This is a genomic window from Streptomyces sp. NRRL F-5123, from assembly GCF_000721495.1.
Classification (GTDB): Bacteria; Actinomycetota; Actinomycetes; order Streptomycetales; family Streptomycetaceae; genus Actinacidiphila.
In genome coordinates, this window is sequence record NZ_JOHY01000007.1 from 135,602 (window position 1) to 161,827 (window position 26,226).

Annotated in this window: 17 protein-coding genes and 1 tRNA gene; 11 read left to right on the top strand and 7 right to left on the bottom strand. The window is 75.2% G+C overall.

The annotated features are described in order from the left end of the window. Nucleotides 1–136: 136 nt before the first annotated feature. The 4 genes from IH54_RS0108980 to IH54_RS0108995 all read left to right on the top strand — a co-directional run bounded on the left by IH54_RS0108980 (nt 137) and on the right by IH54_RS0108995 (nt 6,582). Nucleotides 137–2,686: a serine/threonine-protein kinase gene (locus IH54_RS0108980; protein WP_031514656.1), complete on the top strand. Its 2,550-nt coding sequence runs from the start codon at nt 137–139 to the stop codon at nt 2,684–2,686. A 4-nt stretch (nt 2,687–2,690) separates the two neighbouring features. Next, nucleotides 2,691–4,094 (top strand): PP2C family serine/threonine-protein phosphatase, encoded by a 1,404-nt coding sequence (locus tag IH54_RS0108985; protein ID WP_031514658.1) that lies wholly within the window; start codon nt 2,691–2,693, stop codon nt 4,092–4,094. 57 nt (nt 4,095–4,151) lie between these two features. Continuing rightward, the gene (locus IH54_RS0108990) at nt 4,152–5,498 is read left to right on the top strand and encodes a vWA domain-containing protein (RefSeq protein ID WP_031514660.1); all 1,347 of its coding nucleotides are present in this window, start codon (nt 4,152–4,154) and stop codon (nt 5,496–5,498) included. Between the two features lie 91 nt (nt 5,499–5,589). Further along, nucleotides 5,590–6,582 carry an FHA domain-containing protein gene (locus tag IH54_RS0108995; RefSeq protein WP_031514662.1) on the top strand — a complete coding sequence of 331 codons (993 nt, stop codon included), beginning with the start codon at nt 5,590–5,592 and terminating at the stop codon, nt 6,580–6,582. Nucleotides 6,583–6,596: 14 nt separating this feature from the next. Here the strand turns inward: IH54_RS0108995 and IH54_RS0109000 are convergent, their stop codons facing one another. Further along, nucleotides 6,597–7,514, bottom strand: coding sequence for a methyltransferase domain-containing protein (locus IH54_RS0109000; RefSeq protein WP_078862047.1), 918 nt, complete (start codon nt 7,512–7,514; stop codon nt 6,597–6,599). Between the two features lie 73 nt (nt 7,515–7,587). On the opposite strand from IH54_RS0109000, the gene IH54_RS0109005 reads away from it, so the two are divergent. The 4 genes from IH54_RS0109005 (at nt 7,588) to IH54_RS0109020 (ending at nt 15,938) form a co-directional block, all read left to right on the top strand. Next, nucleotides 7,588–7,992 (top strand): globin, encoded by a 405-nt coding sequence (locus IH54_RS0109005; RefSeq protein WP_031514666.1) that lies wholly within the window; start codon nt 7,588–7,590, stop codon nt 7,990–7,992. A gap of 269 nt (nt 7,993–8,261) precedes the next feature. Further along, nucleotides 8,262–11,564, top strand: coding sequence for an FtsX-like permease family protein (locus IH54_RS0109010; RefSeq protein ID WP_031514668.1), 3,303 nt, complete (start codon nt 8,262–8,264; stop codon nt 11,562–11,564). 520 nt (nt 11,565–12,084) lie between these two features. After that, nucleotides 12,085–14,838: a hypothetical protein gene (locus tag IH54_RS0109015; protein ID WP_052397230.1), complete on the top strand. Its 2,754-nt coding sequence runs from the start codon at nt 12,085–12,087 to the stop codon at nt 14,836–14,838. Further along, nucleotides 14,835–15,938 (top strand): ABC transporter ATP-binding protein, encoded by a 1,104-nt coding sequence (locus IH54_RS0109020; RefSeq protein ID WP_078862048.1) that lies wholly within the window; start codon nt 14,835–14,837, stop codon nt 15,936–15,938. Before IH54_RS0109015 ends, IH54_RS0109020 begins: the two co-directional genes overlap by 4 nt. Before the next feature lie 214 nt (nt 15,939–16,152). Here IH54_RS0109020 and IH54_RS0109025 read toward each other — a convergent pair whose 3' ends face one another. From IH54_RS0109025 to IH54_RS0109050, 6 genes are all read right to left on the bottom strand, one after another. Continuing rightward, entirely contained in the window at nt 16,153–16,887 is a 735-nt protein-coding gene (locus IH54_RS0109025) for a hypothetical protein (protein ID WP_234343423.1), read from the bottom strand. Continuing rightward, a complete protein-coding gene (locus IH54_RS0109030) occupies nt 16,884–17,366 on the bottom strand; it encodes an acyl-CoA thioesterase (RefSeq protein WP_031514674.1) in 483 nt (160 codons plus the stop codon). The genes IH54_RS0109025 and IH54_RS0109030 overlap by 4 nt, the downstream gene beginning before the upstream one ends. Next, the gene (ettA, locus tag IH54_RS0109035; RefSeq protein WP_031514675.1) at nt 17,366–19,030 is read right to left on the bottom strand and encodes an energy-dependent translational throttle protein EttA; all 1,665 of its coding nucleotides are present in this window, start codon (nt 19,028–19,030) and stop codon (nt 17,366–17,368) included. Before ettA ends, IH54_RS0109030 begins: the two co-directional genes overlap by 1 nt. A gap of 191 nt (nt 19,031–19,221) precedes the next feature. Next, entirely contained in the window at nt 19,222–19,650 is a 429-nt protein-coding gene (locus IH54_RS0109040) for a single-stranded DNA-binding protein (protein WP_043180277.1), read from the bottom strand. Nucleotides 19,651–19,776: 126 nt separating this feature from the next. Next, entirely contained in the window at nt 19,777–21,837 is a 2,061-nt protein-coding gene (locus tag IH54_RS46110) for an ATP-binding protein (protein ID WP_199923359.1), read from the bottom strand. Nucleotides 21,838–21,842: 5 nt separating this feature from the next. Next, nucleotides 21,843–23,468: a dynamin family protein gene (locus IH54_RS0109050; RefSeq protein ID WP_031514678.1), complete on the bottom strand. Its 1,626-nt coding sequence runs from the start codon at nt 23,466–23,468 to the stop codon at nt 21,843–21,845. A 444-nt stretch (nt 23,469–23,912) separates the two neighbouring features. Here IH54_RS0109050 and IH54_RS0109055 point away from each other — a divergent pair. The 3 genes from IH54_RS0109055 (at nt 23,913) to IH54_RS0109065 (ending at nt 26,198) form a co-directional block, all read left to right on the top strand. After that, a tRNA-Arg gene (locus tag IH54_RS0109055) sits at nt 23,913–23,985 on the top strand. Nucleotides 23,986–24,463: 478 nt separating this feature from the next. Beyond that, nucleotides 24,464–24,964 carry a MarR family transcriptional regulator gene (locus IH54_RS0109060; protein ID WP_031514679.1) on the top strand — a complete coding sequence of 167 codons (501 nt, stop codon included), beginning with the start codon at nt 24,464–24,466 and terminating at the stop codon, nt 24,962–24,964. 343 nt (nt 24,965–25,307) lie between these two features. Then, nucleotides 25,308–26,198, top strand: a complete 891-nt coding sequence (locus IH54_RS0109065; RefSeq protein WP_031514681.1) for an SIS domain-containing protein — start codon at nt 25,308–25,310, stop codon at nt 26,196–26,198. Nucleotides 26,199–26,226 lie beyond the last annotated feature (28 nt).

Genomic DNA, 26,226 nt, shown 5'->3' on the forward strand with positions numbered 1-26,226 from the left:
GGCAGGGCGGTAGGCGGCAGCGCGGGATCGCCGGATCCGGTTCCGGCTCCGGCGACGCCGGCACACCAGGGGAAGGGCTGAGGGGGAAACAGTGACCAAGTGCCAACGGCCGGGCTGCGGCGGGACCTTGGAGGACATGGGCGGCGGCGAGCTGTACTGCGACACGTGCGGCCTCGCGCCGGTGGCCGCCCCTGCCGCCCCCACCGCCGCCTCCGGCGGTGCCGCGCTCCCGTCGCCCCCGGCGCACGCCCCGGGCGCGGACTCCGGGCGCACCTCCGGCTCCACCTCCTCACGCTCCTCGAAGTCCTCCTCGCGCGCCTCCCGCCGCTCGGTGTCCGGGCGGCTCTCGCAGACCCTGGCCGGCGCAGCCACGGGCCGCTCGGTATCGGTGCGCAGCAGCCGCTCCGGCCCCTCAGGACCGACCCGCGGCAAGCTCGGCGCGGGCCTGGTCGCGGTGCCGCCCGTACCGCGGCCCGACCCCGCGGCTGCGGTGCTGGACAACCCCGAGGTGCCCGAGCGCAAGCGCTTCTGCAGCAAGGGCGACTGCGGCGCGCCGGTGGGCCGCAGCCGCGGCGACCGGCCGGGCCGCACCGAGGGCTATTGCACCAAGTGCGGCCACCCGTACTCCTTCACGCCCAAGCTGCGCCCCGGCGACATCGTGCACGGGCAGTACCACGTGGTGGGCTGCCTGGCGCACGGCGGCCTCGGCTGGATCTACCTCGCCGTGGACCGCGCGGTGTCGGACCGCTGGGTGGTCCTCAAGGGCCTGCTGGACACCGGCGACGAGGACGCGCTGGCGGCCGCGGTGTCCGAGCGGCGCTTCCTCGCCGAGATCGAGCACCCCAACATCGTCCGCATCTACAACTTCGTCGAGCACCTCGACCAGCGCACCGGAACCCTCGACGGCTACATCGTGATGGCCTACGTGGGCGGCAAGTCGCTCAAGGAGATCGCCAACGAGCGCCGCACGCCCGACGGCCGGCGCGAGCCGCTGCCGGTCACGCAGGCCATCGCGTTCGCGATCGAGGCGCTGGAGGCGCTCGGCCACCTGCACAGCCGCAACCTGCTCTACTGCGACTTCAAGGTCGACAACGCCATCCAAACCGAGGACCGGCTGGAGCTCATCGACATGGGCGCGGTCCGCCGGATGGACGACACCGAGTCGGCCATCTACGGCACGGTCGGCTACCAGGCGCCCGAGGTCGGCGAGGTCGGCCCGTCGGTCGCCTCCGACCTCTACACGGTCGCCCGCACCCTCGCGGTGCTGACCTTCGACTTCCAGGGCTACACCAACGTCTTCGTCGACAGCCTGCCCGACCCGGCCAACATCGACGTCTTCTCCCGCTACGAGTCCTTCTACCGGTTGCTGGTGCGGGCCACCGACCCCGACCCGGACAAGCGCTTCGGGACCGCGGAGGAGATGTCCGAGCAGCTGCTGGGCGTGCTGCGGGAGATCGTCGCGCTGGAGAGCGGGGTGCAGCGGCCCGCGCTCTCCACGCTCTTCGGGCCCGAACTGCGCGTCGTCGACACCGAACTGGTGCGGGCGGTGACCGGCGACACCTCGGCGCTGGGCGCCGACCGGGCGCTGGAGAAGGCGTCCAGACGCAGGGACAAGGCGGCACGGGCCGGAGGTGGCGCCGCCGCGGCGCTGCCCGCGCAGCCGGGCCGCCCGGCGGTGGCGGCCGCCGCGCAGGCCCCGGCGTGGGCGGCGGCGCCGCTGCCGGTCGTGGCCCGGCTGGACACCACCGCGGCCGTACTCGCCCTGCCCGTGCCGCTCGTCGACCCGTCGGACCCCAACGCGGGCTTCCTCGCGGGCCTTTCCGCCGCCGCGCCCGCGGAGCTGGTCGCCGCGCTCCAGTCGGCGCCGGTCGACTCCGTCGAGCGGCGGCTGCGCGAGGTGCGGGCCCGGCTGGAGCTGGGCGACGCGCGCGGCGCCCGGCAGGTGCTGGCCACCCTCGCCGACCCGGACGACAACGCGGACTGGCGGGTGGTGTGGCACCGCGGCCTGACCGCGCTGTGCACCAGCGACCAGGAGACGGCCGCGCTGAGCTTCGACGCGGTCTACGACGCCTTCCCCGGCGAGTCCGCGCCCAAGCTCGCGCTCGGCGTGTGCGCGGAGGTGCTGCGCCAGCTGGACAACGCCGCCGAGTACTACCGCCTGGTGTGGACGACCGACCACTCCTACGTCAGCGCCGCCTTCGGCCTGGCGCGGGTGCTGCTCGCCTCCGGCGACCGGGCGGGCTCGGTCGCCGCGCTCGAGTCCGTGCCCGAGGCGTCCATCCACTACACGGCGGCACGCGTCGCGGCGGTACGGGCACGCTTGCGCGACCGTTCCCCCAGCGAGCCGCTGCTGCCGGACCTGCATGCGGCAGGACTGCAGGTCGACGCGCTGCAGCGGCAGGGCCTGGACTCCGACCGGCGCGAGCAGCTGGCCACCGAGGTGCTCGGCAGCGCGCTGGACTGGGTGCTGGCCGGCCGTGTCGGCGACCACCCGGGGGCGCCCGCGGGCGTACCGTCGTCGGTGTCCGGCTCCGCCGGGCTGCTGGGCGCCGAACTGACCGAGCGGGGGCTGCGGTTCGGCCTCGAGCGCTCGTACCGGGTCCTTGCCAGGCTCGCCCGGCAGGGCAGTACGAGGATCGAACTGGTGGAGCGGGCCAACCGTTTCCGCCCCAGGACGTGGGTGTAACCAGATGCCGCCACTCCCCGAATCGGCGCGGGCCCAGACGCCCGCGCCGGAGGTCTGCCCCAACTGCGCGGACCCGCTGGACTCCGACGACCGCTTCTGCGGGCGCTGCGGTCTCGACCTGAGCGCGCCGCCGCCCCCGGCGCCCGTGCCGCCGCCCGCGGCACCCGCCCCGCCCGCGCCGGCGCCCGCGGGCCTGCCGGTGGCCGCATCCCCGGCGTCCCCGGCGCCGTCGGCGTCCCACGGGTCCCCGGCGGCCTCGCCGGTGGCGTCGGCAGCCCCGGCGTCCGCGTCGTCCGCCCCCTCCGCGGTCGCCTCCGACCCCGCGACCGACTCCTTCGTGCTGGCCCCGCCGAAGCCCGCGGGGGTTGACGCGAGCGCTCCCGACACCCCCGACCGTCACGAAGCCGCCGACGACGACACCCTCGCGCTCGGCGTCCCGCTGCCCTCGGCGCGGATGTCCGACCCGCGCGAGGAACCGCCCGCCCCCGACGGCCCGGTGTGCGTGGCCTGCGGGCTCGGCGGGGTCGACGACGACGGCTACTGCGAGCACTGCGGCCACGCCCAGCCGCGCCAGCGCGACCACCAGGAGCAGGAGCTGGAGGGCGTCGCGGCGGTCAGCGACCGCGGGCTGCGGCACCACCGCAACGAGGACGCCTTCGCCGTGGCCACCACCTCGCTGCCGGACGGCTCGCCCGCGGTGGCCGCCGTGGTGTGCGACGGCGTCTCGACCGCGCACCGCCCCGACGACGCCTCGGCCGCCGCCTCCGCCGCCGGGCGCGACGCGCTGCTCGGCGCGCTGGAGCAGGGCAGCCCGGCCGAGGACGCGATGCGCTCCGCGCTCATGACGGCCTTCGAGGCAGTGACCGCGCTCGCCGACGAGGAGGAGCCGCCGGGCGCCCCGCCCCGCCACAACGCGCCCGCCTGCACCTGCGTCAGCGCCGTGGTGACCGGCCCGGTGTTCACGGTCGGCTGGATCGGCGACAGCCGTGCGTACTGGATCCCGGACGACCGCACGCTGCCGGCCGCCCGGCTCACCGAGGACGACTCGTGGGCGGCCCGGATGGTCTCGGCGGGCCTGATGTCGGAGGCCGAGGCCTACGCCGACCACCGTGCACACGCGATCACCGGCTGGCTCGGAGCCGACGCCGTCGAGGTCGACCCGCACGTCGCGGCCTTCCAGCCGGAGGGCCCCGGGGTGATCGTCGTCTGCACCGACGGGCTGTGGAACTACGCGGAGTCGGCCGCGGAGATGGCGCAGGCCGTCCCGGCCGACGCGCGCAGCCGCCCGCTGCACAGCGCCCGCACCCTGGTGGGCGTGGCGCTCGACGGGGGCGGCCACGACAACGTAACGGTCGCGGTGCTGCCGTTCCCGGCCACCGCGGCACGGGCAGGATTCCCATCCGCGTAGTCACCCGCCACGGGATGGGCGGGGCTGTGAACGGGCTTTGAGGAGTTACGAGGAACGATGGCCATTCTTTCGAAACCGAACGTGCCGCAATTCACCGTCGACGTCTACCAGAACGAATACCTGCCGGACGGCGGTCGCGAGGTCAACGCCGTGGTGACGGTCACCTCGACCGGCGGCGGCACGACCGGCGGCCACCCGATGCCCGGTTCACCCGCGGCGGGCGGCCAGGCCGCGGCGAACGCCGGCGTGGTGATCATGGTCGACTGCTCGGGCTCGATGGAATACCCGCCGACGAAGATGCGCAACGCGCGCGACGCGACGGCCGCCGCGATCGACACCCTGCGCGACGGCACCGCCTTCGCCGTGGTCGCCGGCACGCACGTGGCACGCGAGGTCTACCCGGCCAACGGAGGCCTGGCGGTCGCCGGTCCGGCCACCCGCGAGCAGGCCAAGCAGGCGCTGCGGCGGCTCAGCGCGGGCGGCGGCACCGCGATCGGCACCTGGCTGCGGCTCGCCGACAGGCTGCTGTCCACCGGCGACTCGGCGATACGGCACGGCATCCTGCTGACCGACGGCCGCAACGAGCACGAGAAGCCCGAGGAGCTGCAGTCCGCGCTGGACGCCTGCGCCGGCCGCTTCACGTGCGACGCGCGGGGCGTCGGAACGGACTGGGAGGTCAAGGAGCTGACCGGCATCGCCTCCGCGCTGCTGGGCTCGGTCGACATCGTGGCCGACCCGGCGGGTCTGGCCGCCGACTTCCAGGCGATGATGGAGAACGCGATGGGCAAGGAGGTCGCGGACGTCGCGCTGCGGCTGTGGACCCCGCTGGGCTCCGAGATCGCCTTCGTCAAGCAGGTCGCCCCCACTGTGGAGGATCTGACGGCGCGCCGCACCGAGGCCGGCCCCCGCGCGGGCGACTACCCGACCGGCTCGTGGGGCGACGAATCCCGCGACTACCACGTGTGCGTGCGGGTGCCCGGCGCCCAGCTCGGCCAGGAGATGCTGGCCGCGCGGGTGTCGCTGGTGCTGCCGCAGCCCGACGGCGGCACGCAGGTGCTGGCGCAGGGCCTGGTGCGCGCGGTGTGGACCGACGACATGGCGATGTCCACCCGGATCAACCCGCAGGTCGCCCACTACACCGGCCAGGCCGAGCTGGCGCAGGTCATCCAGCAGGGCCTGGAGGCGCGCAAGTCGGGCGACATGGACGGCGCGACGGCCAAGCTGGGCCGGGCGGTGCAGCTGGCCAGCGCGTCCGGCAACGAGGACACGGCCAAGCTGCTGGCGAAGGTCGTCGACGTCGTGGACGCCGCGAGCGGTACTGTGCGGCTGAAGGCCCGCGTCGCCGAGGCCGACGAGATGACGCTGGACACACGGTCGACGAAGACCGTTCGGGTGAAGAAGTAGCGTAATGGGGCGCCGGTCTCCGGCGCCCCGGGAGCACCTGACGCGCACAACCTGTGGATCCGCCGCGGAAGGCGGAGGGGGAGTCGGCACGATGCTTTGTCCCAACGGCCACGAGTCCGCCGACAGCGACTGGTGCGATTCCTGCGGCATGCGGATGGCACCGCCGCCGTCGGCGTCGTACGGCTCGCGTCCCCCGTCGTCGTCGGCGTCGTCCTCGTCGACGCCGCCGGTCTCGCCGCAGCCCGCCTTCGGCCACGACGGGGCCGGGGCGGGCGGCGGGGCCGCGCAGCTCTGCCCGGCGTGCGGGACCCCGCGCGAGGGGCAGGCGCTGTTCTGCGAGGAGTGCCGCTACAACTTCCAGACGCACTCCGCGACGACCTTCGTACCGCCCGGCGCGGCCGCCGGTTCCGCCCCCTCCGCGCCGCCGCCGGTGAGCCCGGGGCCGCCCGCGCCGGAGCGGCCGCCGTACCAGCGCTACGAGTCGCCGATGTCGCAGCCCTCCCGGGTCAACCGGCCCGCCGAGCCGCTGCCTTCGGAGTCCGTCACGGTGACGTCCGGCTCCGGCGACTTCCTGCTGGACCCGCCGAGCGCACCCACCGCCGCGCCCCCGGTGCCCGTGACGTCCGCCTCGGCCGCCGCCGCGCAGCAGACGGTGGTGCCCGCGCAGGGCGGCGCGGGGAACGCGTGGATGGCGGTCGTCGCGGCGGACCGGGAGTACTTCACCTCGATGATGGCCCGCAGCGGCCCGGACGCCGGCGGCCTGTACTTCCCCGCGTACTCGCCGGAAGTGCAGCTGCCGCTGACCGGCCACCAGGTCACGATCGGGCGGCAGCGGCACAGCACGGGCGAGGCGCCGGACATCGACCTGTCGCGCTCCCCGGAGGACCCGGGCGTCTCGCACAAGCACGCGGTGCTGGTCCAGCAGCCGGACGGCTCGTGGTCGGTGGTCGACCAGGACTCGACGAACGGCACGACCGTCAACCTCGCGGAGGACCCCATCCCCGCGTACACCCCGATCCCGCTGGCCGAGGGTGACCGGGTGCACGTCGGCGCGTGGACGACGATCACCATCCGGCGGATCTGACCGCCGACCACCCGCTACGGGGAGGCCGCCGGCACGGGCCAGGTGTCGGGGCCGTCCGGGTCGTCCAGCCAGATCCACTGGCGGCTCCCCTCGACGCTCAGCCCGAACCGGGTGCGCGACGGGCTCCGGTCCAGCAGTGACGGCTCGCCCCCCACCGCGTCCGGCGGGATGCCCGCGCCCGCGCCGCGCAGTGGCACGAAATAGGCGGGCGTCGGCAGGAAGCGGCCCTCGGCCCGCTCCGGGCCCCGCACGGTGAGCAGCACGAGCCCGGACGCGAGCGGCGCGAGGATGCGCGCCCCTGGACGGCACTGCGCGATCCAGGCGGGCGGCACGGACGGCAGCTCGCACGTCGCCATGACCCGGTCGTACGGCGCGCCCGGTGGGTACCCGAAGGCCCCGTCGCCGGTGACGACCGTGACGGCGAGCGCCTCGGGGGTGCCGTACGCCGCGAGGTGCGCACGGGCCGCGGCGGTGATCGCCTCCTCCAGGTCCACGGTCGTGACCGCGCCCGTGCCGCCGAGGCGGTGCGCGATCAGCGCCGCGTTGTAGCCGGTGCCCGCGCCGATCTCCAGCACCCGGTGGCCCTCCCGGACGTCCAGCGCCTCGCACATCAGCGCCATCAGCGACGGCTGGCTGCTGGAGGAGACCAGCTCGCCGCCGCGGGCGACGTGGGTGGCGATCGGCTGGTCGGCGTAGGCGCCGCTCAGCCAGCGCAGCCGGCGCCGCGGGTCGGGGTCGTCGGCGGCGTACCGCGCGTCCTCGCCCGCGCCGCGGTGGTACTCGGGCACGAACAGATGGCGCGGCACCTCGTCGAAGGCGGCCCGCCACGCGCGGTCGGTGAGCCCACCGCCTGCGACGATGCGGCGCACCATGCGGTGCCGCAGCGCGGCCGCCGCGACCCGCATCCGCTGGTCCTGCCCCGACCCGGCCATGCCTCCATCGTGCTCCCCCGGCGGAGGTCCTACGACCCGGGTCCCGGTCCGCGCGGTCTGAGAAAATGGTGGTGTGACCGACATCCCGCAGGGCAGCGCAGCGCAGCAGACGTTCTACGAGCAGATCGGCGGCGAGGACACCTTCCGCCGTCTGGTCCACCGCTTCTACCAGGGCGTCGCGGACGACCCCGAGCTGCGGGCGATGTACCCGGAGGAGGACCTGGGCCCGGCCGAGGAGCGGCTGCGGCTGTTCCTGATGCAGTACTGGGGCGGCCCCCGCACCTACAGCGACGAGCGCGGCCACCCGCGGCTGCGGATGCGCCACGCGCCCTTCCGCGTCGACCGCGCCGCGCACGACGCGTGGCTGCGGCACATGCGGGCGGCGGTCGACGACCTCGCGCTGGCGCCCGAGCACGAGAAGCAGCTGTGGGACTACCTGCTGTACGCGGCGGCCTCGATGGTGAACACCCCCGGCTGACCCGCCGCACGGGCTGCCGGGCCGTCCGGCGGCCCCGGCGGTGGCGGTTTCCGGACGTCCGGTCCGATGCGGCGCCGACCCGGTTGCGGCGCGCCGGCGTTCCGGTGGGGTGCCGTCCGGAGCTCCGGACGGGTACGGCGGAGGTGGCGTCGGCCATTTCGCGCCCGTTCAGCGGACGGTCACGATCGCATTCCGACAATCCCCGACATGTTTCGCCGGACCCTCACCAATTGAGAACATCCCGTCAGCAACAGGACGGGGGCTCTCGCGTGACCGGATTCGTACTGCTGCGCGTCCGCGCGCACCGGTTGCTGCTGTCGGCCGCCCTGCTGACCGTACTGCTGACCACGTGCGTGCTGGCCGCGCTCGCCGCGTACACCGGTGCGATAGGCGACGCCGCGGTCCGCCGCACCCTCGAGCACCAGGCCGCCGACCGGTCCACGTACAACGCCAAGGCCTCGCTGACCGGCAAGGACGACGAGGGCACAGCCGCCCTCGACCGCGCCGTACGCCGGCAGCTGGGCGGCGCCTTCGACGGGCTCCCCACGACCGTCGCCGCCAGCACCCGCTCCGGCCCCTACGCGCTGCCCCCGGCCCTGCGCCCCGTCGGCACCCCCAAGAGCTCCGACCCCGACCTGACGCTGCTGGCGACCTTCGACCGCGCGAAGCTCGCACTCGTCGGCGGGAAGTGGCCGGCCCCCGCCGCCAAGGGCTCCCCCGGCGTCGAGGTCGCGGTCCCCGAGGCGGTCGCGCGGACCCTGCACCTCGCCGCGGGGCGGCAGCTCACCCTCGTCAACCGGCTCGGCGGGCCGCCGCTGCACGTCACCGTCACCGGCGTCTACCGCCCCGCCGAACCCGGCTCGCCCTACTGGCAGCTCGACCCGCTCGCCGGGCGCGGCGTCCACACCCTGGCCTTCACCACCTACGGGCCGCTGCTCGCCGACCCCGGCACCTTCGCCTCCGGGCGGGTCGCCGCCGACGAGATGTCCTGGCAGGCCACCGCGGACTTCAGCGACGCCGGGGCAGGCCGTATCGACGCGCTGGAAGCCTCCGTCAAGGACACCACCGCCGCGCTCGGCGCCGACGAGGCCACCGGCGCCGCGCAGACCACCAGCGCGCTGCCCGGCCTGGTCGACGGGCTGCGCCGCAGCCTGCTCGTCACCCGCTCCACGCTGCTCATCGGCGCCCTCCAGCTGGTCATCCTCGCCGCCTTCGCGCTGCTGCTGGTCGCCCAGCTGCTCGCCGAGGAGCGCGCCGGCGAGACCGCGCTGCTGCGCGCCCGCGGCGGCTCGCGCGGCCGGGTCGCCCGGCTCGCCGCCGGGGAGGCACTGCTGCTCGCGGTGCCCGCCGCTGTCGCCGCCCCGCTGCTCGCCGGCCCCCTCACCCGGCTGCTGGCCGGGACGGGCGCGATGGCCCGCACCGGGGTCACCCTCGGCGGCACGGGCGCGGCGGGCGCCTGGCTGGTAGCCGGGGCCGCCGCGCTGGCCTGCGCCTTCGCCGTCGTGCTGCCCGCGCTGCGGACCGCCCCGGGGGCCCGTGCCGGGCGCCGCGGGGGCCTGCCGGGAATGCTCCAGGCGGGTGCGGACGTGGCGCTGCTCGCCGTCGCGGGCGTCGCGTACTGGCAGCTGCAGCGCCGCGCCTCCGGCGGCGGGGCGCTGAGCGCCGACCGCTCCGGCGGGCTCGGCATCGACCCCGTGCTGGTCGCCGCCCCCGCGCTGTGCCTGCTGGCCGGCACCGTGCTGGTGCTGCGGCTGCTGCCGCTGCTCGCCCGGCTCGGCGAGCGGCGTGCCGCGCGCGGCCGCAGCCTGTCGCTCGCGCTGGCCGGCTGGCAGCTCTCCCGCCGGCCGCAGCGCGGCGCCGGGGTGGCGCTGCTGCTCGTGCTGGCCGTGGCGATGGGCATGTTCGCGATCGGGCAGGGCGCGAGCTGGGACCGCTCGCAGCGCGACCAGGCCGACTACGCCGTGGGCGCCGACCTGCGGGTGACCGGCATGACCACACCGCCCTTCGGCCAGGCGGGCATCTTCTCGGCCGTGCCCGGCCTCACCGCCGCCGCGCCCGCCGCCCGCGAGACCCTGGTCCTGCCCGACGGCGGGACCACCAGTGCGCTGCTGATAAACACCCGCAAGGCCGCGCAGGCCCTCCGGCTGCGCTCCGACCTGGCCGGCGGCCGCCCGCTGCCCGAGCTGCTCGCCCCGCTGCGCTCCACCCCGGAGACCCAGGGCCTGGTCCTCGACGCCACCGTCCGGCAGGTGGACTTCCAGGCCACTCTGGCGGCCACCGACCGCGGTGGAAAACCCGCGGGCAGCCCCGACCGGCCGGACCGCGTCAGCGCGGTGCTGGTGGACGACGAGGGCGTCCCGTACGACTTCGCGCTCGGCGACCTGCCGCCGGACGGCCGCCCGCACACCCTCACGCTCGACCTCGCCCTCGCCGCCGGGAAGGGCGCCCCCGCGGGGCCGCTGCGGCTGGAGCGCCTGGAGGCGTCCTTCGCGGTGCCGGAGTCCGCCGAGGACCACGTCCTCACCCTCGCCTCGGCCCGGACGGTCCTCGCCGACGGCACACAGGCGCCGCTGGGAACCCTGGCGGGCACGCCGTGGAAGGCCACCGCCGCCTACGACGACGACTCGATCGCGGCCAACCCGGACATCGAGTCGCCCACCGCCGGGGCCCCGAACACGAGCGGCCCCGCCCTGATGACCCTCCGCTACCACACCGGCTCCTTCCCCGGGAACACCTACTTGCAGACCCCCGCGACCGTGCGCGTCCGGGCCCCCGCACCCGTGCCGCCGCCGCTGTCGGGGGTGGCCACCGACGCGTACCTGAGCGCGGTCGGCGCGAAGGCCGGCGACACGATCCAGGTGCAGATCGGCAACGTGACCACGCCCGTCAAGATCACCGCGGCGGTGCGCGCGCTGCCCGGAACCGACCAGACCGGCGCCACCAGCGGGCTGCTGCTGGACCTGCGGGGCGTCAACAAGGTGCTGTCGGCCAAGGACGCGCTGCCCGTCCAGCCCACCGAGTGGTGGCTGGCCACCCGCCCCGGCGCCACGTCCCGCGCCGCGGCGGCGCTGCGCGCGCGCGACGACGTCGACACCGTCCTGGACCGCACCGAGTCCGCGGCCGGACTGCGGGCCGACCCGCTCGGCGCCGGCCCGCAGTCCGCGCTGCCCGCCGCGGTGGTCGCCGCCGCGGTGCTGGCCGCGGTGGGCTTCGCCGTGGGCGCGGCGGGGGCGGCGCGGGAGCGGCGCGGTGAATTCGCGGTGCTGCGGGCGCTGGGCGCGCCGCGCCGCCAGCTGGCCCGCATGCTCGCCGCCGAGCAGGCGCTGCTGGTGCTGGTGTCGCTCGTGGTGGGCGTGGCGCTGGGCGCGTTCCTGACCCGGCTGATCACGCCGCTGATCGTGCTCACGGGCCAGGCCGCGCGCCCGGTTCCGCCGCTGATCGTGCAACTCCCGGTGGGCCGGCTCGCCGAGCTGCTCGCCATGCTGCTGGCCGCCCCGATCGCCGTCCTGGCCGTCACGGCGGTACGCCGCGGCGACCCGGCGACCGCCCTGCGACACCAGGTGGAGGACTGACATGCCGACGCCTCCTCCCCCGGAGCCCCAGGACCCGCCCGACCGGCAGGATGCGTCCGGGCCGCGGGACCTGTCCGAGACCCAGGGCTCGCCAGCAGCCGAAGGCACCTCCGCACCCCAGAGCCCCTCCGACACCCAGGACCCCTCCAGGACGCAGGATCCCTCCAGCGCCCAGGACCCCTCCGGACAGCCAAACCCCTCCGAGACACACGGCTCGCCACCAACCGAAGCCACCTCCGCACCCCAGAGCCCCTCCGACACCCAGGACCCCTCCAGGACCTTGCGTTCTTCGGCGATCGACGGCCCGGCAGGGGGCGCGCCCGCGCCGCAGGAACCGACCGGGGCGCCGGCTTTTTCGGCGGCCGAAGACCCGTCTCGGTCGCAGGGCGCGTCCCCGGGCCCGGACGTCTCTTCGGGCGCTCCGGACTCACCCGGCCCTGCCGGCCCCGCCGGCCCCGCGTCCGCGGGCGGGGCACACGCCGGGCGCCTGCCCGGCGCCGGGTCCTGGCTGGTGCTGCGGATGCGTGCCGCGCCCGGCGGGGCGCTGGCGCTCGCCGCGCTCGTGCTGGTCACGTCCTTCCTGGCCGCCGCCCTGCCGCGGGCCGTCGACCGCTACGAGGACAGCGCGCTGCGGCACGCCGTCGCGAACGCCGCGCCGCGCGATCACGGCATCTCGCTCGCCGAGGACTACGGCACGTCCGAGGACGCGCTCGGCAATCCGCTCGCCCCCTCGTCCCTGGACGCCGTGGAGAAGTCCTTCCGCGCGCTGCTGCAGCCGCCGCTGCGGCTGCAGCCCGGCGGCGCGGTGCAGGGCGTGCGCTCCGGCGCGGAGGCCGAGGTCCCCGACCCCGAACTGCCGCGCACCTCCGAGCACGCGCCGGGCGCCGACCTGGTCGCCCAGGCCGGCCTGGCCGAGCACTCCAGGGTCGTGGCCGGCCGACTGCCCGCTCCGACCCCCGGCAAGCCGGCGCTCTCGCTGGAGGGCGCGGTCACCGAGAGGACCGCGCAGGTGCTGCACCTGAAGGTCGGCCAGACCATCCATCTGATGAAGTTCGGCGCGACACCGCTGTCCGTGCGCATCAGCGGCATCCTCGCCCCGCGCGACCCGAGTTCCGGCTTCTGGACGACGGACGACGACCTGCTCGCGCCGCTCGTCAGCTTCCCGCCGCACGCGATGATCGACCCGCCGAAGACTTACTGGCACTTCACCGTGCTCATCGACGGCACCGCCGCGCAGTCCATCCCACTGCTCGGCACCGGCGCCTCCCTCTACTGGCACCACCCGCTCGACACCGCGCGGCTCACCGCGCACGACGTGCCCGCGCTCCGCGACGAGCTGGCCTCCCTCGGCAACGGGCCGCTCGCCACCCGGCTCGCGGCCGACACCGGCTCCTCCTCGCTGCACGCGGTCGCCGGGATCGGCGGGGTGCTCGCCGCCTACGACGCCGACCGGACCGCCGCGCACCCGCTCGTCCTCATCGCGGCCGTCGGCGTGGGCACCACCGCGCTGGCCGTGCTGCTGATGGCCGCCGGGCTCGCCGCCGACCGCAGGCGGCGCGAGATCGCCCTGCTGCGTTCGCGGGGCGGCTCGCTGCGCGGCATCTTCGGCCGGCTCGCGGGCGAGACGTGCGCCGCCGCGCTGCCCGCCGGGGCCCTCGGCACCACGCTGGCCCTGCTGCTCCTGCCGACCGGGCGGTACGGGGACGCGCTGGCGCTGGGCGCGCTCGTGACCGCGGCCGGCGTGCTCGCGCTGCCGCTGCGGGCGACCCTGGCCGTACGCCGGCCGCGCCCGGCCGAGCGCGAGGACCTCGTGGCGCACCGCCCCTCGCGGCGGCGGCTCGTGCTGGAGCTGACGGTGGCGCTGCTGGTGGCCGGAGCGGTGGCGACATTGCGGCGGCGCGGCTCCGCGGACGGCTCGGACCCGTACCTGGCGGCCGCGCCGGTGCTGGTGGCGGTGGCCGCGGCGCTGGTGCTGCTGCGCGTCTACCCGCTGCCGCTGCGCCGGCTCGCCCGGCCCGCCGCCCGGCTGCGCGGGGCGGTCACGCATCTGGGGCTCGCACGGGCCGGGCGGGCGCCCAGCGGGGGGCAGCTGCCGCTGGTGGCCATGCTGGTCGCGCTGACGGTGGCGTCCTTCGGCGGGTCGGTGCTCGCCGGGATCGCCCACGGGCGGGACCGCGCGGCGGCGGTCGCCGTCGGGGCCGACGCCCGGGTGGACTCGCTCTTCCCACTGGACGCCGCGCTGCCGGCCAAGGTCCGCAAGGTGCCGGGCATCGGCGACGTGGCCGCCGTACGGGTCGAGCCGCACGCCGCCAACCAGGACGTCCCGCTGAACTACGAACTGCTCGTGGTCGACGACCCGGCCGCGTACGCCCGCATCACCCGTTCCGCGGGCCTGCCGGACCTCCCACCGGACGCGTTCGGCTCGGGCTCCGCCGCGGGTGCGCACGGGCCGCTGCCCGCCGTCGTCTCACCGAAGATCGCGGAGCTGCTGGGCGACCGCACCACGCCCGTCCCCACCGACGCGGGCAACTGCGACATCCGCCCGGTGGCGGCCTTGTCCGCCACCCCGGCCGCCACCTCCGGCGACTTCGTCATCATCTCCGCGGCGCAACTGCACGCCCAGCACCCACAACTCGGCGCGCTCCCGCAGTACGGCGGGCCGACGATGCTGCTCGCCGCCCAGGCGCCCGGGCAGCACATCGACACCGCCGCGCTGCGCGACGCCGCCGCTCACACCGGGCCCAACGCCGCGACGGTGCTGCTGCGCTCCGAGCAGCGCGCCGCGCTGGCCGACACGCCGCTCCAGCACGGCGCGCGCACCCTCTACCTGTCCGCCGTCGCAGCCGGGGCCGGCTACAGCGCGCTGGCGCTGCTGCTGTCCCTGATGGCCGCGGCGCCCGGGCGCACCGCGCTGCTGGCCCGGCTGCGCACCATGGGGCTGACGCGCCGGCAGTCCCGGCGGCTGGTGCTGCTGGAGATGCTGCCGCAGGTGGTGCTCGCCGCCGGCGGCGGTGCGCTGGTGGGCCTCGCCGCGATACCGCTGCTCCGGCCCGGGGTCGACCTGGGCACCCTGGCCTTCGGCAGCGGTGCGGGCAAGGCCTCGGTGGTGCCGCCGCCCGCCCTCGCGGTGACCCTGCGCGCGGACCCCTGGTCGCTGGCCGTACCCTCCGCGGGGCTGCTCCTGCTGGCCTGCGCGGTCCTGCTGGCCCAGGCGTGGGCCAGCACACGACGACACGAGAGCACCGAGCTGAGAGCGGGTGACCGGACCATATGAGCGCCGACGACGTGACGGCCGACGCGGCGGGCGCCCCCCGCCGCCCCGACGGCCGGGCCCCCGCCGGTTCAGGGGACGGCGCCGTGCCGGCCCCCGCCGGGCAGGCCTCCGCGGACCCGTCCGGCGGCGGCACGCCGCCCGCCCCCGCCAGCCTCGCCGAGCTCGAACGGCTGGCGGCCGAGCGCCGGGACCGGCCCGCGTACGGCAAGGACGCGCTGATCAGCTGCGACCGGCTGGTACGGATCTTCACCGCGGACGGCGTCGAGGTACAGGCCCTCCAGGGCCTGGACCTGCTGGTCGCCAAGGGCGAGCTGATGGCCCTGGTCGGGGCGTCGGGCAGCGGCAAGTCCACGCTGCTCAACATCCTCGCCGGGCTCGACGTCCCCACGGCGGGCGCGGCCTCGGTCGGCGGCTACGACCTGCTCGCCATGGACGCCAAATCCCGGCTGCGCTACCGGCGGGAGATCGTCGGCTTCATCTGGCAGCAGACCTCGCGCAACCTGCTCCCGTACCTGACCGCCGCGCAGAACGTCATGCTGCCCATGCAGCTCTCCGGCGGCTCCGGCCTGCGCGGGCGCCGCCGACGCTCCACCCGGGCCGCCGACCTGCTCGGCCTGCTCGGTGTCGCGCACTGCCAGGACCGGCACCCCGCGCATATGTCCGGCGGCGAGCAGCAGCGCGCCGCCATCGCCGTCGCCCTCGCCAACGACCCGGAGGTCGTGCTGGCCGACGAGCCCACCGGCGAGCTGGACTCCACCACCGCCGAGCAGGTTTTCGCGTCCTTCCGCACCGCCAACGAGCAGCTGGGCACCACCGTCGTGGTCGTCACCCACGACCAGTCCGTCGCCGACGCCGTCCACCGCACGGTCGCCATCCGCGACGGCCGCACCGCCTCCGAGGTCGTGCGCCGCACGGAGATCGACGAGCACGGCCGCGAGTCGGTCGTCGCCCGCGAGTACGCCACCGTCGACCGCGCGGGCCGCCTCCAGCTCCCGCACGACTACACCGAGGCCCTGGCCATCCGCCGCCGCGTCCTGCTGGAACTCCAGCCCGACCACATCACCGTCCGCCCCGACGACCACCCCTCCGCCCAGGAATAGCCGCACCCCGCCAGCCGGCGGCCCTCCTGCCCGGGCAGCCCCCCGTTGGGCCTCCCCGCGCGGCCTCGTCCCGGGATCGGGGCCCGAGCCGAGCTGTGCCGCAGGCCGAGCGATCGCGGGCAGTGCGGCCTCCTCCCGGGATCGGGCCCGAGGGCGCCCTCACCCGCTCCTGCGGCGGTGGCCGCACGTCAGCCCGGGACCTCAGCCGTCAGCCTCACGCCGGAGTGAAACTCAACCCCGCGCCCGCGCTCTCCCGGCGGACCGCCACCGAGCCGTACTCGGTACGCAGCCGCGTCCATGGACCGGCCGCCAGCAGCGCCAAGGGCGCCCCGTCGACCTCGCCCTCCCCGCTGCCGCGCAGGAAGCCCAGCGCATGGGCCGCGTGCACCACCCGCAGCGTGGTGCCCTGCCAGGGGCGGGCCCACAGCTCCTCGGCGAGCGCGTCCAGCGCCGCCCGCGTCCGCTCCTCCCGGGGCAGCCGCTCGCTGCGGTCCCGGAATTCCGCGACCGCCCCGGCGGCGGCCCCGCGCACCTGCTCCGGGTCCAGTTCGGCCACCCGCTGCCAGCCGGTGCGCGGCGGCAGCACCCCCGCCCAGGCGGGCCCGGTGACGGACGGCGGCAGCCCGAACCCCGCCTCCGCCGCCGTCACCTCCTCCAGCAGCTGCCCTGCGGACACCGTGGCGTCGACCGCCGCGCCGACCGGTCCGGCCCCGCGCAGCGCGGCACTGCGCACGGCCAGCACGCCTCCGAACGGCGGGTGCCCGAAGACGCCCAGTGCCGGCTCGCCCGCGGCGGACCGCAGCCGGACCACCGCCGCCTTGTCCCAGCGGACCAGCCGCCCGAGGAAGGCGGCCAGGTCCGCAGCCTCCCGCTCGCCGTCCCCGCCGGCGCCGGGTGAAGCCCCGGCGGAGCCGCCCTCATGGCCGAGCACCAGCCGAACCGCCTTCATACTGCGACGGCCCCGTCGTCGTCACGGTCCTCGTCGCGGGCGCCGTCACGCACGTCGTCACGGTCCTCGTCACGGACGTCGCGGTACTTCTCCAGGAAGGCCCGCTCCTCCGGCGTGATCCGCCTCGGACGCCCCGCGGCCAGGTTGTACGGCACCACGACCGTCGTCGCCCGGGCGTAGACCGTCTCCTCGTCCTTGACCTCGTACGCGACGGTCATGGACGCCGCCGATATGTCCGTCACCCACGTCTCGACGACCACCGGCTCGTGCCGGTGCACCAGCGGCCGCAGGTAGTCGATCTCGTGCCGCGCCACCACGGAGCCTCCCGTGAAGGACGCGCTCCCCTCCCCCGGCGCCAGGCGGAACATGAAGTCGATCCGTGCCTCTTCCAGGTACCGCAGGAAGACCACGTTGTTGACATGCCCGTAGGCGTCCATGTCCCCCCAGCGCAGGGGGCAGCGGAAGACGTGGCGTGCCATCAGCCGCGTGTCAGCTTCTTGTAGGTGGCGCGGTGCGGCCGTGCGGCGTCCGGCCCCAGCCGCTCCACCTTGTTCTTCTCGTACGACTCGAAGTTGCCCTCGAACCAGAACCACTTCGAGTTGCCCTCGTAGGCCAGGATGTGCGTCGCCACCCGGTCCAGGAACCACCGGTCGTGGGAGACGACGACGGCCGCACCGGGGAATTCCAGCAGCGCGTTCTCCAGCGACGACAGCGTCTCGACGTCGAGGTCGTTGGTCGGCTCGTCCAGCAGCAGCAGGTTCCCGCCCTGCTTGAGCGTCAGCGCCAGGTTCAGCCGGTTGCGCTCACCACCGGACAGCACTCCGGACGGCTTCTGCTGGTCCGGCCCCTTGAAGCCGAACGCCGACACGTAGGCCCGCGACGGCATCTCGACCTGGCCGACGTTGATGTAGTCCAGGCCGTCGGACACGACCTCCCACAGCGTCTTCTTCGGGTCGATGTTGGACCGCCCCTGGTCGACGTAGGAGATCCGCACCGTCTCGCCGACCTTGATGCTGCCGGAGTCGGCCTCCTCCAGCCCCTGGAGCATCTTGAACAGCGTGGTCTTGCCCGCGCCGTTGGGGCCGATGACGCCCACGATGCCGTTGCGCGGCAGCGTGAACGACAGGTCGTCGATCAGCACCTTCTCACCGAAGGCCTTCGACAGGTGCTCGACCTCGACCACGACGGAGCCCAGCCGCGGGCCCGGCGGAATCTGGATCTCCTCGAAGTCGAGCTTGCGCACCTTGTCGGCCTCGGCCGCCATCTCCTCGTAACGCGCCAGGCGCGCCTTGGACTTGGCCTGCCGTCCCTTGGCGTTGGAGCGCACCCACTCCAGCTCCTCCTTGAGGCGCTTCTGCCGCTTGGCGTCCTTCTGCCCCTCGACCCTGAGCCGGGACGCCTTGTTCTCCAGGTAGGTGGAGTAGTTGCCCTCGTAGGGGATGGCCCGGCCGCGGTCCAGCTCCAGGATCCACTGGGCCACGTTGTCCAGGAAGTACCGGTCGTGGGTGACGGCCACGACCGTGCCGGCGTACTTGGCCAGGTGCTGCTCCAGCCACTGCACGGACTCGGCGTCCAGGTGGTTGGTGGGCTCGTCCAGCAGCAGCAGGTCGGGGGCCTCCAGCAGCAGCTTGCACAGCGCCACCCGGCGCTTCTCGCCACCGGACAGGTTGGTCACCTGCCAGTCCCCGGGCGGGCAGCCGAGGGCGTCCATGGCCTGCTCCAGCTGCGCGTCCAGATCCCAGGCGTCGGCGTGGTCGAGCTTCTCCTGGAGCTTGCCCATCTCGTCGAGCAGCGCGTCGGAGTAGTCCGTCGCCATCAGCTCGGCGATCTCGTTGAAGCGGTCCAGCTGCGCCTTGACCTCGGCCACACCGTCCTGCACGTTCTCCAGCACGGTCTTGGACTCGTCCAGCGGCGGCTCCTGGAGCAGCATGCCGACGCTGTACCCGGGCGACAGGAACGCGTCGCCGTTCGACGGCTGCTCCAGCCCCGCCATGATCTTGAGAACGGTGGACTTTCCGGCGCCGTTCGGGCCGACCACACCGATCTTCGCGCCCGGCAGGAAGCTCAGCGTCACGTCATCGAGGATGACCTTGTCGCCGTGCGCCTTGCGCGCCTTGCGCATCGTGTAGATGTACTCAGCCAAGAGAAACCGTCCGGCAGATCGAGAAGGGCCAATGTGCGGCTCCGCCGCGTGAGGGCAGATACACCCCATCTTGCCGTACGTCCACCCCAAGGGGCGAACGGGTACCGGCGCCGGGTGCGGGCGGGCCGGTACCTCCGGCGGCGCGGAGGGCGCGGGCCGCGGGGGCCTGCGACCCTCCCGTGCGCCGGCGCTCAGGTCACCTGCACCGGTACCGGTGCGGCCGGCGGGGGTGCCACGGGCTCCGGCCGGGCCGCGGGCGGCAGCAGCGTCCGGCTGAACCGCGCGACGCCCCGCGCCAGGTCGTGGCCGACGGCCACCGCCTCGATCTCGGCGTCGGTGAAGCGGCGCCCGTCCCGCTCGTCCTCACGAATCTTCAACCGACCCTGGACGACGAGTGGTTCGCCGATCCCGACCGACTCCTTGACGTGTCCGGCGAGCGTCCGCCACGCGCGCACCGTGTAGAAGCTCGTCGGCCCGTCCGCCCATGCCCCGCGCGTCGCGTCCCACCGCCGGGCGGTCGTGGCCAGCCGGAAGCGCGTCACGCCCACGCCCGTCGCCGTCGTGTGCATCTCGGGCTCCGTCGCCACGTTTCCGACAACGGTCACCAGGGTCTCGTTCATCGCACGTTCCTCCCTCTTCTCGGCGTCCCCGGTGGGACGCGCTGAGAACATCGTGCCCTGAATCCAGGACAGTCAAGGAGGGATCGTCGCAAGCCTGTGGATAACTCGCTTCTGTGGACAACCAGGTCACTCGGACGAGCGGGTGTGGGACACCGCGGCGCGGGAATCACGCGCGTGCGGTGCGCGCGGAGAAACGGGCGAGGCTGCGGCCACGACGGCGAACTGCTCGCGCACCTCGCGGTAGCGCATCAGCTCGGCGGCGACCGGTTCCAGCACCCGGGCCCGCCCGCAGTCGGCGGCAGCGTCCCGCAGGCGCCGCTCGGCGGCCTGCCCGTGCCGCCGGGCGGGGCCGCGCGCCGCGACCCGGCAGACCGCGGAGACCAGCGGCCCGCCCGCCCCGCCGGTCGCGATCATCACCACGGGCGGCCACCACGCCAGTGCCAGCGAGCCGACGGCCAAGGTGATCAGGCACACCGCCCCGGCGACCGCGAGCGTCATCAGCAACCACTGCACGGCACGTGCCACCGACCACCAGCCCGGGCGCTCCGGCGGCCCCGGCTCGGCGCGGCCCGCCGCGGCGTCCAGCGCCGCGGGCAGCCCCTCGCCGCCGCGCCGGGCCGCGTCGCGCACCGCCTGCCCCCAGGGCGCGGGCAGGCCGCGCGCGGCATCGGCGGACAGTCCCCGCACCGCCTCGCCGACCAGCGGGCGGGAGGCCACGAGCGGCACCGCACCGGCCCCGCCGCCCGGCGGGTTCGGCCGGTCGGGTGAAGCCGGCGCCTCCCGGGATCCCGGATCCGCTGCCGTCCGTTCCCCCCTCAGCCGCCCCCACGGGGTGCCGCACGCCGCGCGGGCGGCGGCCGCCCAGTCCCGTTCCGCCGCCTGACCGGCCGCGGCGGCCCCCACCGCGTCCGCCAGCCGGTCGACGAATTCCTCCCGCGCCGGGTCGGTGAGCCCGGCGCCGCCTTCGGCCACGTAGAGCGGGTGCAGCCGGTCCGCCGTCCGGTCCAGGTCGGCCGCCAGCCTGCGGCCGGCGGCGGCGCGCTCGGCGACGATCTGCGCCAGCACGCCCCGCAGGTCGGCCACGCCCTGCCCGGTGAGCGCGGAAGCTGCCAGCACCACCGCGCCGGCCTCGCCGTGCTCCCCCACCGCGAGGCCGTCCTCGTCGAGCAGCCTGCGCAGGTCGTCGAGCACCAGCTCGGCCGAGTCGCCGGGCAGCCGGTCGACCTGGTTGAGCACCAGCACCGTCACATCGGCATGTCCGGCAAGGGGGCGCAGGTAACGCTCGTGCAGCGCCGCGTCGGCGTATTTCTCGGGGTCCAGCACCCACACCACGACGTCCACCAGCCCCAGCAACCGGTCCACCTGCGCGCGGTGGCCGGGCGCCGCGGAGTCGTGGTCGGGCAGGTCGATCAGGACCAGGCCGTCCAGGGTCGTGCCGCCCTCCGCCGGGTCGCCGCTCCCGCCCTCGGGCCGGTCGTCGCCGGTGCGGGCCGCCACGTGCCCGGAGCCGGCGGGGAATCCGCCGTCACCGACCGGGATGCCGTCGGCCCCGCCGTATCCGCAGCTTCCACCCGTCCCACCGCCGGCCTCGGCCGTGGCGTCGGCCGGCCCCGTGGCTTCGGCTCCGAAATCGCCCTCGGCGAGCCCGTCCGCCGCGGGCCCAGTGGTGCCCGTGCCCGCTCCGGGACCGCCGGGGGCGCCCGCCGGGGCGGGGATGCGGGGGCGCCGGGCGTAGCGGTCCTGGGGCGCGATGCCGAGCCGGTCCAGCAGCCCGGCGGCCCGCTGGGGGTGCCAGGCGCAGGAGACGGGCCGCGCGGTGGTCGGCCGGCGCAGTCCGGTCGCGGACAGCGGCAGCCCGGCCAGAGCGTTGAAGAGCGACGACTTCCCGCTTCCGGTCGCGCCGGCGAGCGCCACCACAGTGTGCTCGTGCGAGAGCCTGCGGCGCTCCCCGATGCGTTCCAGCAGCTCGCCGGTCTCTGCGAGTGCGTCGGAGCTGATCCGCGCGCGGGACAGCCCGAGCAGTTCGCCGAGGGCGTCCACCCGCTCGCCGAGCGGATCGACCGCCCCGCCGCCTGTCTCGGAGCCCGCGGATGCGCCGTACGCGGCCGTACTCACGGCACCGGGGAGCGCACGTCCCGCTTCCGGCTCCGGCACCGCGGACGACTGGTCGGTGGTGGTCGGGCGCACCGGGGTCACCTTTCCTTCTGCAGTAGGGACAGCGCGGAAATCAGCGAGGCCTGCTGCCCTGCCGTGACGTCGTAGCCGTCGACCGGTGCGAGCCGGCGGTCACGCTCGGCGTCCAGCAGGCCCGCGACCGCGTCGACGAGCCGGTCCCGCGCCGCGTCGCGCATCCGCAGCGCCGCCTGGGCCCCGACGGTCTCGGCGAGGCGCTCGCCGGCCGCCCGCCCGCGCCGGCCGCCGAGCAGCGCGGTACACAGCAGTGCGGCGACGTCCTCGGGGTCGGCGGCCTGCCGCTCGCCGTCGCGTCCGGACCGCACATGGGCGTAGGCGAGGTCGAGGACGGCGCGGCGCCAGCGCCGTACGCCCTTGTCGATCCGCGCGGCGACGGCCACCTGGTCGCGGTCCGGCCGCGTGCCGGGGTCGTCGAGCAGCGCGGCGCCGGCCGGGTCGTTCCGCCAGGCGTCCGCGATGCGCTCGTCGGCGGCGTCGGTCTCCGCGCGCAGCAGCGCGGCCACTTCCTCCGCGAGCGCACCCTGCAGGGCGTCGGGCCCGCAGGCCGGATACCCGCGCCAGTGGGCGAGCGCCTCCCCGGCGAGCGGGACACCGGCGCGCACGGCGGCGTCGACGTGCCGGGCGGCCAGCGCGTACGACTCCTCGGCTGCGCGGGCCAGCCGCAGCACGGCGGCGTGCTGCGCAGCGGAAGCGGCGGCCAGCGCGGGCAGCCTGCTGCGCAGCGAGTCGAGCACACCCTCGGCGGTGCGGCGGGCGGCGTGCTGCCGCGCGGCGGGGTCCTGGGCGCAGTGCGTGAGCCACTCGCGCAGCCCGGCGACGGCGGTCAGCGGCAGCAGCCCGCCACCGCCCGCGGATTCGGGCAGCTCGGGCACGGTGAAGCGCGGTACGTCACCGAGCCCGGCCTTGGCCAGCAGCGCCGCGTAGTGCCTGCTCACGTCGTCGGCGATCTGGTGGGGTACGCGGTCCAGGACGGTGGCCAGCGTGACGTCGTACTCCCTGGCGGTGCGCAGCAGGTGCCAGGGCAGCGCGTCGGCGTAGCGGGAGGCGGTCGTGACCAGGATCCAGATGTCGGCGGCGCAGATGAGCTCGGCGGCCAGTTCGCGGTTGCGGGCGACGAGGGAGTCGATGTCGGGTGCGTCGAGCAGGGCGAGTCCGCGCGGCAGGGAGTCGTCGCATTCCAGGCGCAGCTCGCGGCGGGCCGGTTCGCTGCGGTCGGGCGCGTCGTCGTCCCCGCGGACCCGCTGGCGTACGGCCCACACGCGGGACAGTCGGGGCAGCACCCGGGGGTCGGCGAACCACGCGCGGTCCTCGGGGTGGCAGACCAGTACGGGGGTCCGGGTGGTGGGGCGCAGAACGCCGGATTCGCTCACACGACGGCTGATAAGTGAGTTGACAAGAGTGGATTTGCCCGCACCCGTCGAACCGCCGACCACGGCGAGCAGCGGCGCCTCGGGCGCGGTGAGCCGGGGCATGAGGTAGTCGTCCAACTGCGCCAGCAGTTCCTGGCGAGTGCGGCGGGCGCGGTCGGCGCCGGGCAGCGGGAAGGGGAAGCAGGCAGTGCCGACGCGATCACGCAGCGCGGACAACGCGTCGAGCAGCTCGGGCCGTACATCCAAGATCGCCACATCGGCAGAATGCCCGATATTGGACCGTTTACGAAGCGTATTTCGGGCAATTGGCCCCATTCGGCCGGGATAACGCCCAACCGGCGGCGGCAGGCCGGGCCGCGCGGACGCCGGTCGGCAGGCGGGGCCGCAGGCACCGGAAACACCGGTCAATGGTCACCCGAAAGAGCGGCGGACAGCGCGGAAGCCCTGGTGGGCGGTGCCCAGTGGGACACAGGAGCCAGAATGAGCCACCGGCATAACGAGTGCACAACAGCAGCGTTGCGACCCGTCAAAAGCGATGCGGCTCGCGCGCCTGCCTGCGATTATCGGACCGCTTCACCGAACCTCCACAACGTGCCACGCGAGTGAAGCAGACAGCAGCACGGACGCGGCGCCCTATCCTTGACCTCGGCACAGGTCACGGAACCAGCCAGGGGCGAAGACAGCCGCGGCCGCTGTCCGGCCCCCGTAGCTCAGCGGATAGAGCAGGTGCCTTCTAAGCACTTGGCCGCAGGTTCGAGTCCTGCCGGGGGCGCCTTCGCGCGGCCGGTGCCTCCCCCAGAGGCACCGGCCGTCGTTCTGCGGCCGGCACTCGCGCCGGACCCCGACAGCACGTGCCCGGCACAGGCACCCATCGGCATCCGCTGCTTCGGGGGGCCCGAATCTAGCGGGGTGCGCGTAGCAACGGCGTAAAGGAACACGTTCGTCCGCTCCGCCGGTTCGGCGTCTCCCACCGCGATCAGCGCAGGCACGGCACCCGCCGAAGCAGCACCCGGGGAGAGCGGACAACCTCGCCAATCCCGCCTGTCCCACTGGTCAGCAGGGGTAGCGAGGTTTTACGTAAGTCGTATGAGCCGCTTATGGGGTTGTGAGAGGGTGTGCACCAAAGCCACTTCTGCCGGACCGCAGATGCGGCAGCCGGAAGGATCACCTCCGCCCGGAAGTCGCGCCGCGGCGGTGCGGTAGTTTTTGGCCTGTCCCCGCGTGCTAGCGATTACGAGGATCGTCTGCGTATGGATTCCACACTCCCCGGAACCACGTCGGCAGCTTCGGCGGCACGGCGGCGGAGGCGGCTGACCCACCGGATCCAGGACGGCCTGCGCGATCTCAGCATCCAGATGGCGCTGCTCAACCACCAGGTCGGCATGCACCTCGATCTGCGGGACGCCGATCTGGAATGCCTGGACCTGATCAGCCGGCACGGGCCGATCGGACCGACCGCCCTCGCCAAGCGCGCCGGCATGCACCCGGCGACCCTCACCGGCGTACTCGACCGTCTGGAGCGGGGCAACTGGGTGGTGCGCACGCCCAATCCCACCGACCGCCGGTCGGTACTGGTCCAGGTGGTCAAGGAGCGCACGGCCGAAATCGCGCACCTCTTCGCCGCGATGAACAGCGCGGTCGACGGAATCTGCTCCGACTACGACGACGCCGAACTGGTCCTGATCGCCGACTTCCTGCTGCGCACTTCACGCGCCGGACGCCTGGCCACGGACGAGTTGGCCGACAGCTGACCGGCGGATCCCACACACCTTGCCCTCTCCCCGGAATTCCTGAGCGCCGACCCTGACCGCGGGGCCCCGAGCGCGGCAACGGCCCACCGCCCGCCGCGCGCCTCGCCATGCCCGGGTGCGGACGCCGGGCCGCCGCCCGCGCCCCGGCGAGCGGCATCTCCCCACCGCCACCTCCCTCTCCACTCGTCAGCACTCCTCGATTCGGCATGCCCGCGGGCCTCGCACCTTCATGCGCGTTTCTGCTCGATAATGGCTGGTTTCGCGCACGAACGCTCATCTACACTGCACGCGACGCCCCGACCCCGGGGCGGGCCGGCACCGCGTCCGCTGTCGAGGAGCACCCATGTCCGCGTCCCTGACCACCGCCGAGATCGCCACCCAGCCCGACTGCTGGCTGCGAGCCGCACAGATCGCCCCGAACGCCGCCGGGGTACTGCCGCGGCGCGGCGAAAGCGTCGCAGTGATCGGCTGCGGCACTTCCTGGTTCATGGCGCAGTCCTACGCCGTGCTGCGCGAGCAGGCAGGCCACGGCCTGACGGACGCCTTCGCCGCGTCTGCCTACCCCTTCGGCCGCGGCTACGACCGCGTCCTGGCCCTCACCCGCTCCGGAACCACGACCGAGGTGCTCCGCGCGTGCACCCGGCTGCGGACCGCGGGAGTCCCGGTCACCGCCGTCACGGCCGACCCCGACACCCCGGTGCGGCAGACCGCCGACGACCTCGTGGTGCTGGACTTCGCCGACGAACGCTCCGTCGTCCAGACCCGGTTCGCCACCACCGCCCTCGCCCTGCTGCGCGCCCACCTGGGCGACGACCTGACCGGCGCCGTCGCCGACGCGCGCACCGCCGTGTCCGCCGACCTCCCCGCCGCGCTGCCGGTCGCCGAGCAGACCACCTTCCTCGGCACCGGCTGGACCTACGGCCTGGCGCAGGAAGCAGCCCTCAAGATGCGCGAGGCGGCCGGGGCCTGGACCGAGAGCTACCCCGCGATGGAATACCGCCACGGCCCGATCAGCATCACCGGCCCCGGCAGGGCGGTCTGGGCATTCGGCGGCCTGCCGGACGGGCTCGCGGAAGCCGTCGCCGCGACCGGCGGCACCCTTGAGGCCCGCCAGGACCTCGACCCGCTCGCCGACCTGATCCGCGCCCAGCGGCTCGCGGTCGAAGTCGCCGGGCGCAGGGGCCTCGACCCGGACAGCCCGCGCCATCTGACCCGCTCGGTCGTCCTCGGCTGACCCGACCGCCACGCGCCCGGAGGACCGT

Coding starts and splice junctions, on each gene's coding strand:
- IH54_RS0109060 (WP_031514679.1), top strand. CDS start 24,464: ATGGATTCCACACTCCCCGGAACCACGTCGGCAGCTTCGGCGGCACGG.
- IH54_RS0109065 (WP_031514681.1), top strand. CDS start 25,308: ATGTCCGCGTCCCTGACCACCGCCGAGATCGCCACCCAGCCCGACTGC.
- IH54_RS0109015 (WP_052397230.1), top strand. CDS start 12,085: ATGCGTGCCGCGCCCGGCGGGGCGCTGGCGCTCGCCGCGCTCGTGCTG.
- IH54_RS0108990 (WP_031514660.1), top strand. CDS start 4,152: ATGGCCATTCTTTCGAAACCGAACGTGCCGCAATTCACCGTCGACGTC.
- IH54_RS0109040 (WP_043180277.1), bottom strand. CDS start 19,650: ATGAACGAGACCCTGGTGACCGTTGTCGGAAACGTGGCGACGGAGCCC.
- IH54_RS0108995 (WP_031514662.1), top strand. CDS start 5,590: ATGCTTTGTCCCAACGGCCACGAGTCCGCCGACAGCGACTGGTGCGAT.
- IH54_RS0109030 (WP_031514674.1), bottom strand. CDS start 17,366: ATGGCACGCCACGTCTTCCGCTGCCCCCTGCGCTGGGGGGACATGGAC.
- IH54_RS0109000 (WP_078862047.1), bottom strand. CDS start 7,514: ATGGCCGGGTCGGGGCAGGACCAGCGGATGCGGGTCGCGGCGGCCGCG.
- IH54_RS0108980 (WP_031514656.1), top strand. CDS start 137: ATGGGCGGCGGCGAGCTGTACTGCGACACGTGCGGCCTCGCGCCGGTG.
- IH54_RS0108985 (WP_031514658.1), top strand. CDS start 2,691: ATGCCGCCACTCCCCGAATCGGCGCGGGCCCAGACGCCCGCGCCGGAG.
- IH54_RS0109025 (WP_234343423.1), bottom strand. CDS start 16,887: ATGAAGGCGGTTCGGCTGGTGCTCGGCCATGAGGGCGGCTCCGCCGGG.
- IH54_RS0109020 (WP_078862048.1), top strand. CDS start 14,835: ATGAGCGCCGACGACGTGACGGCCGACGCGGCGGGCGCCCCCCGCCGC.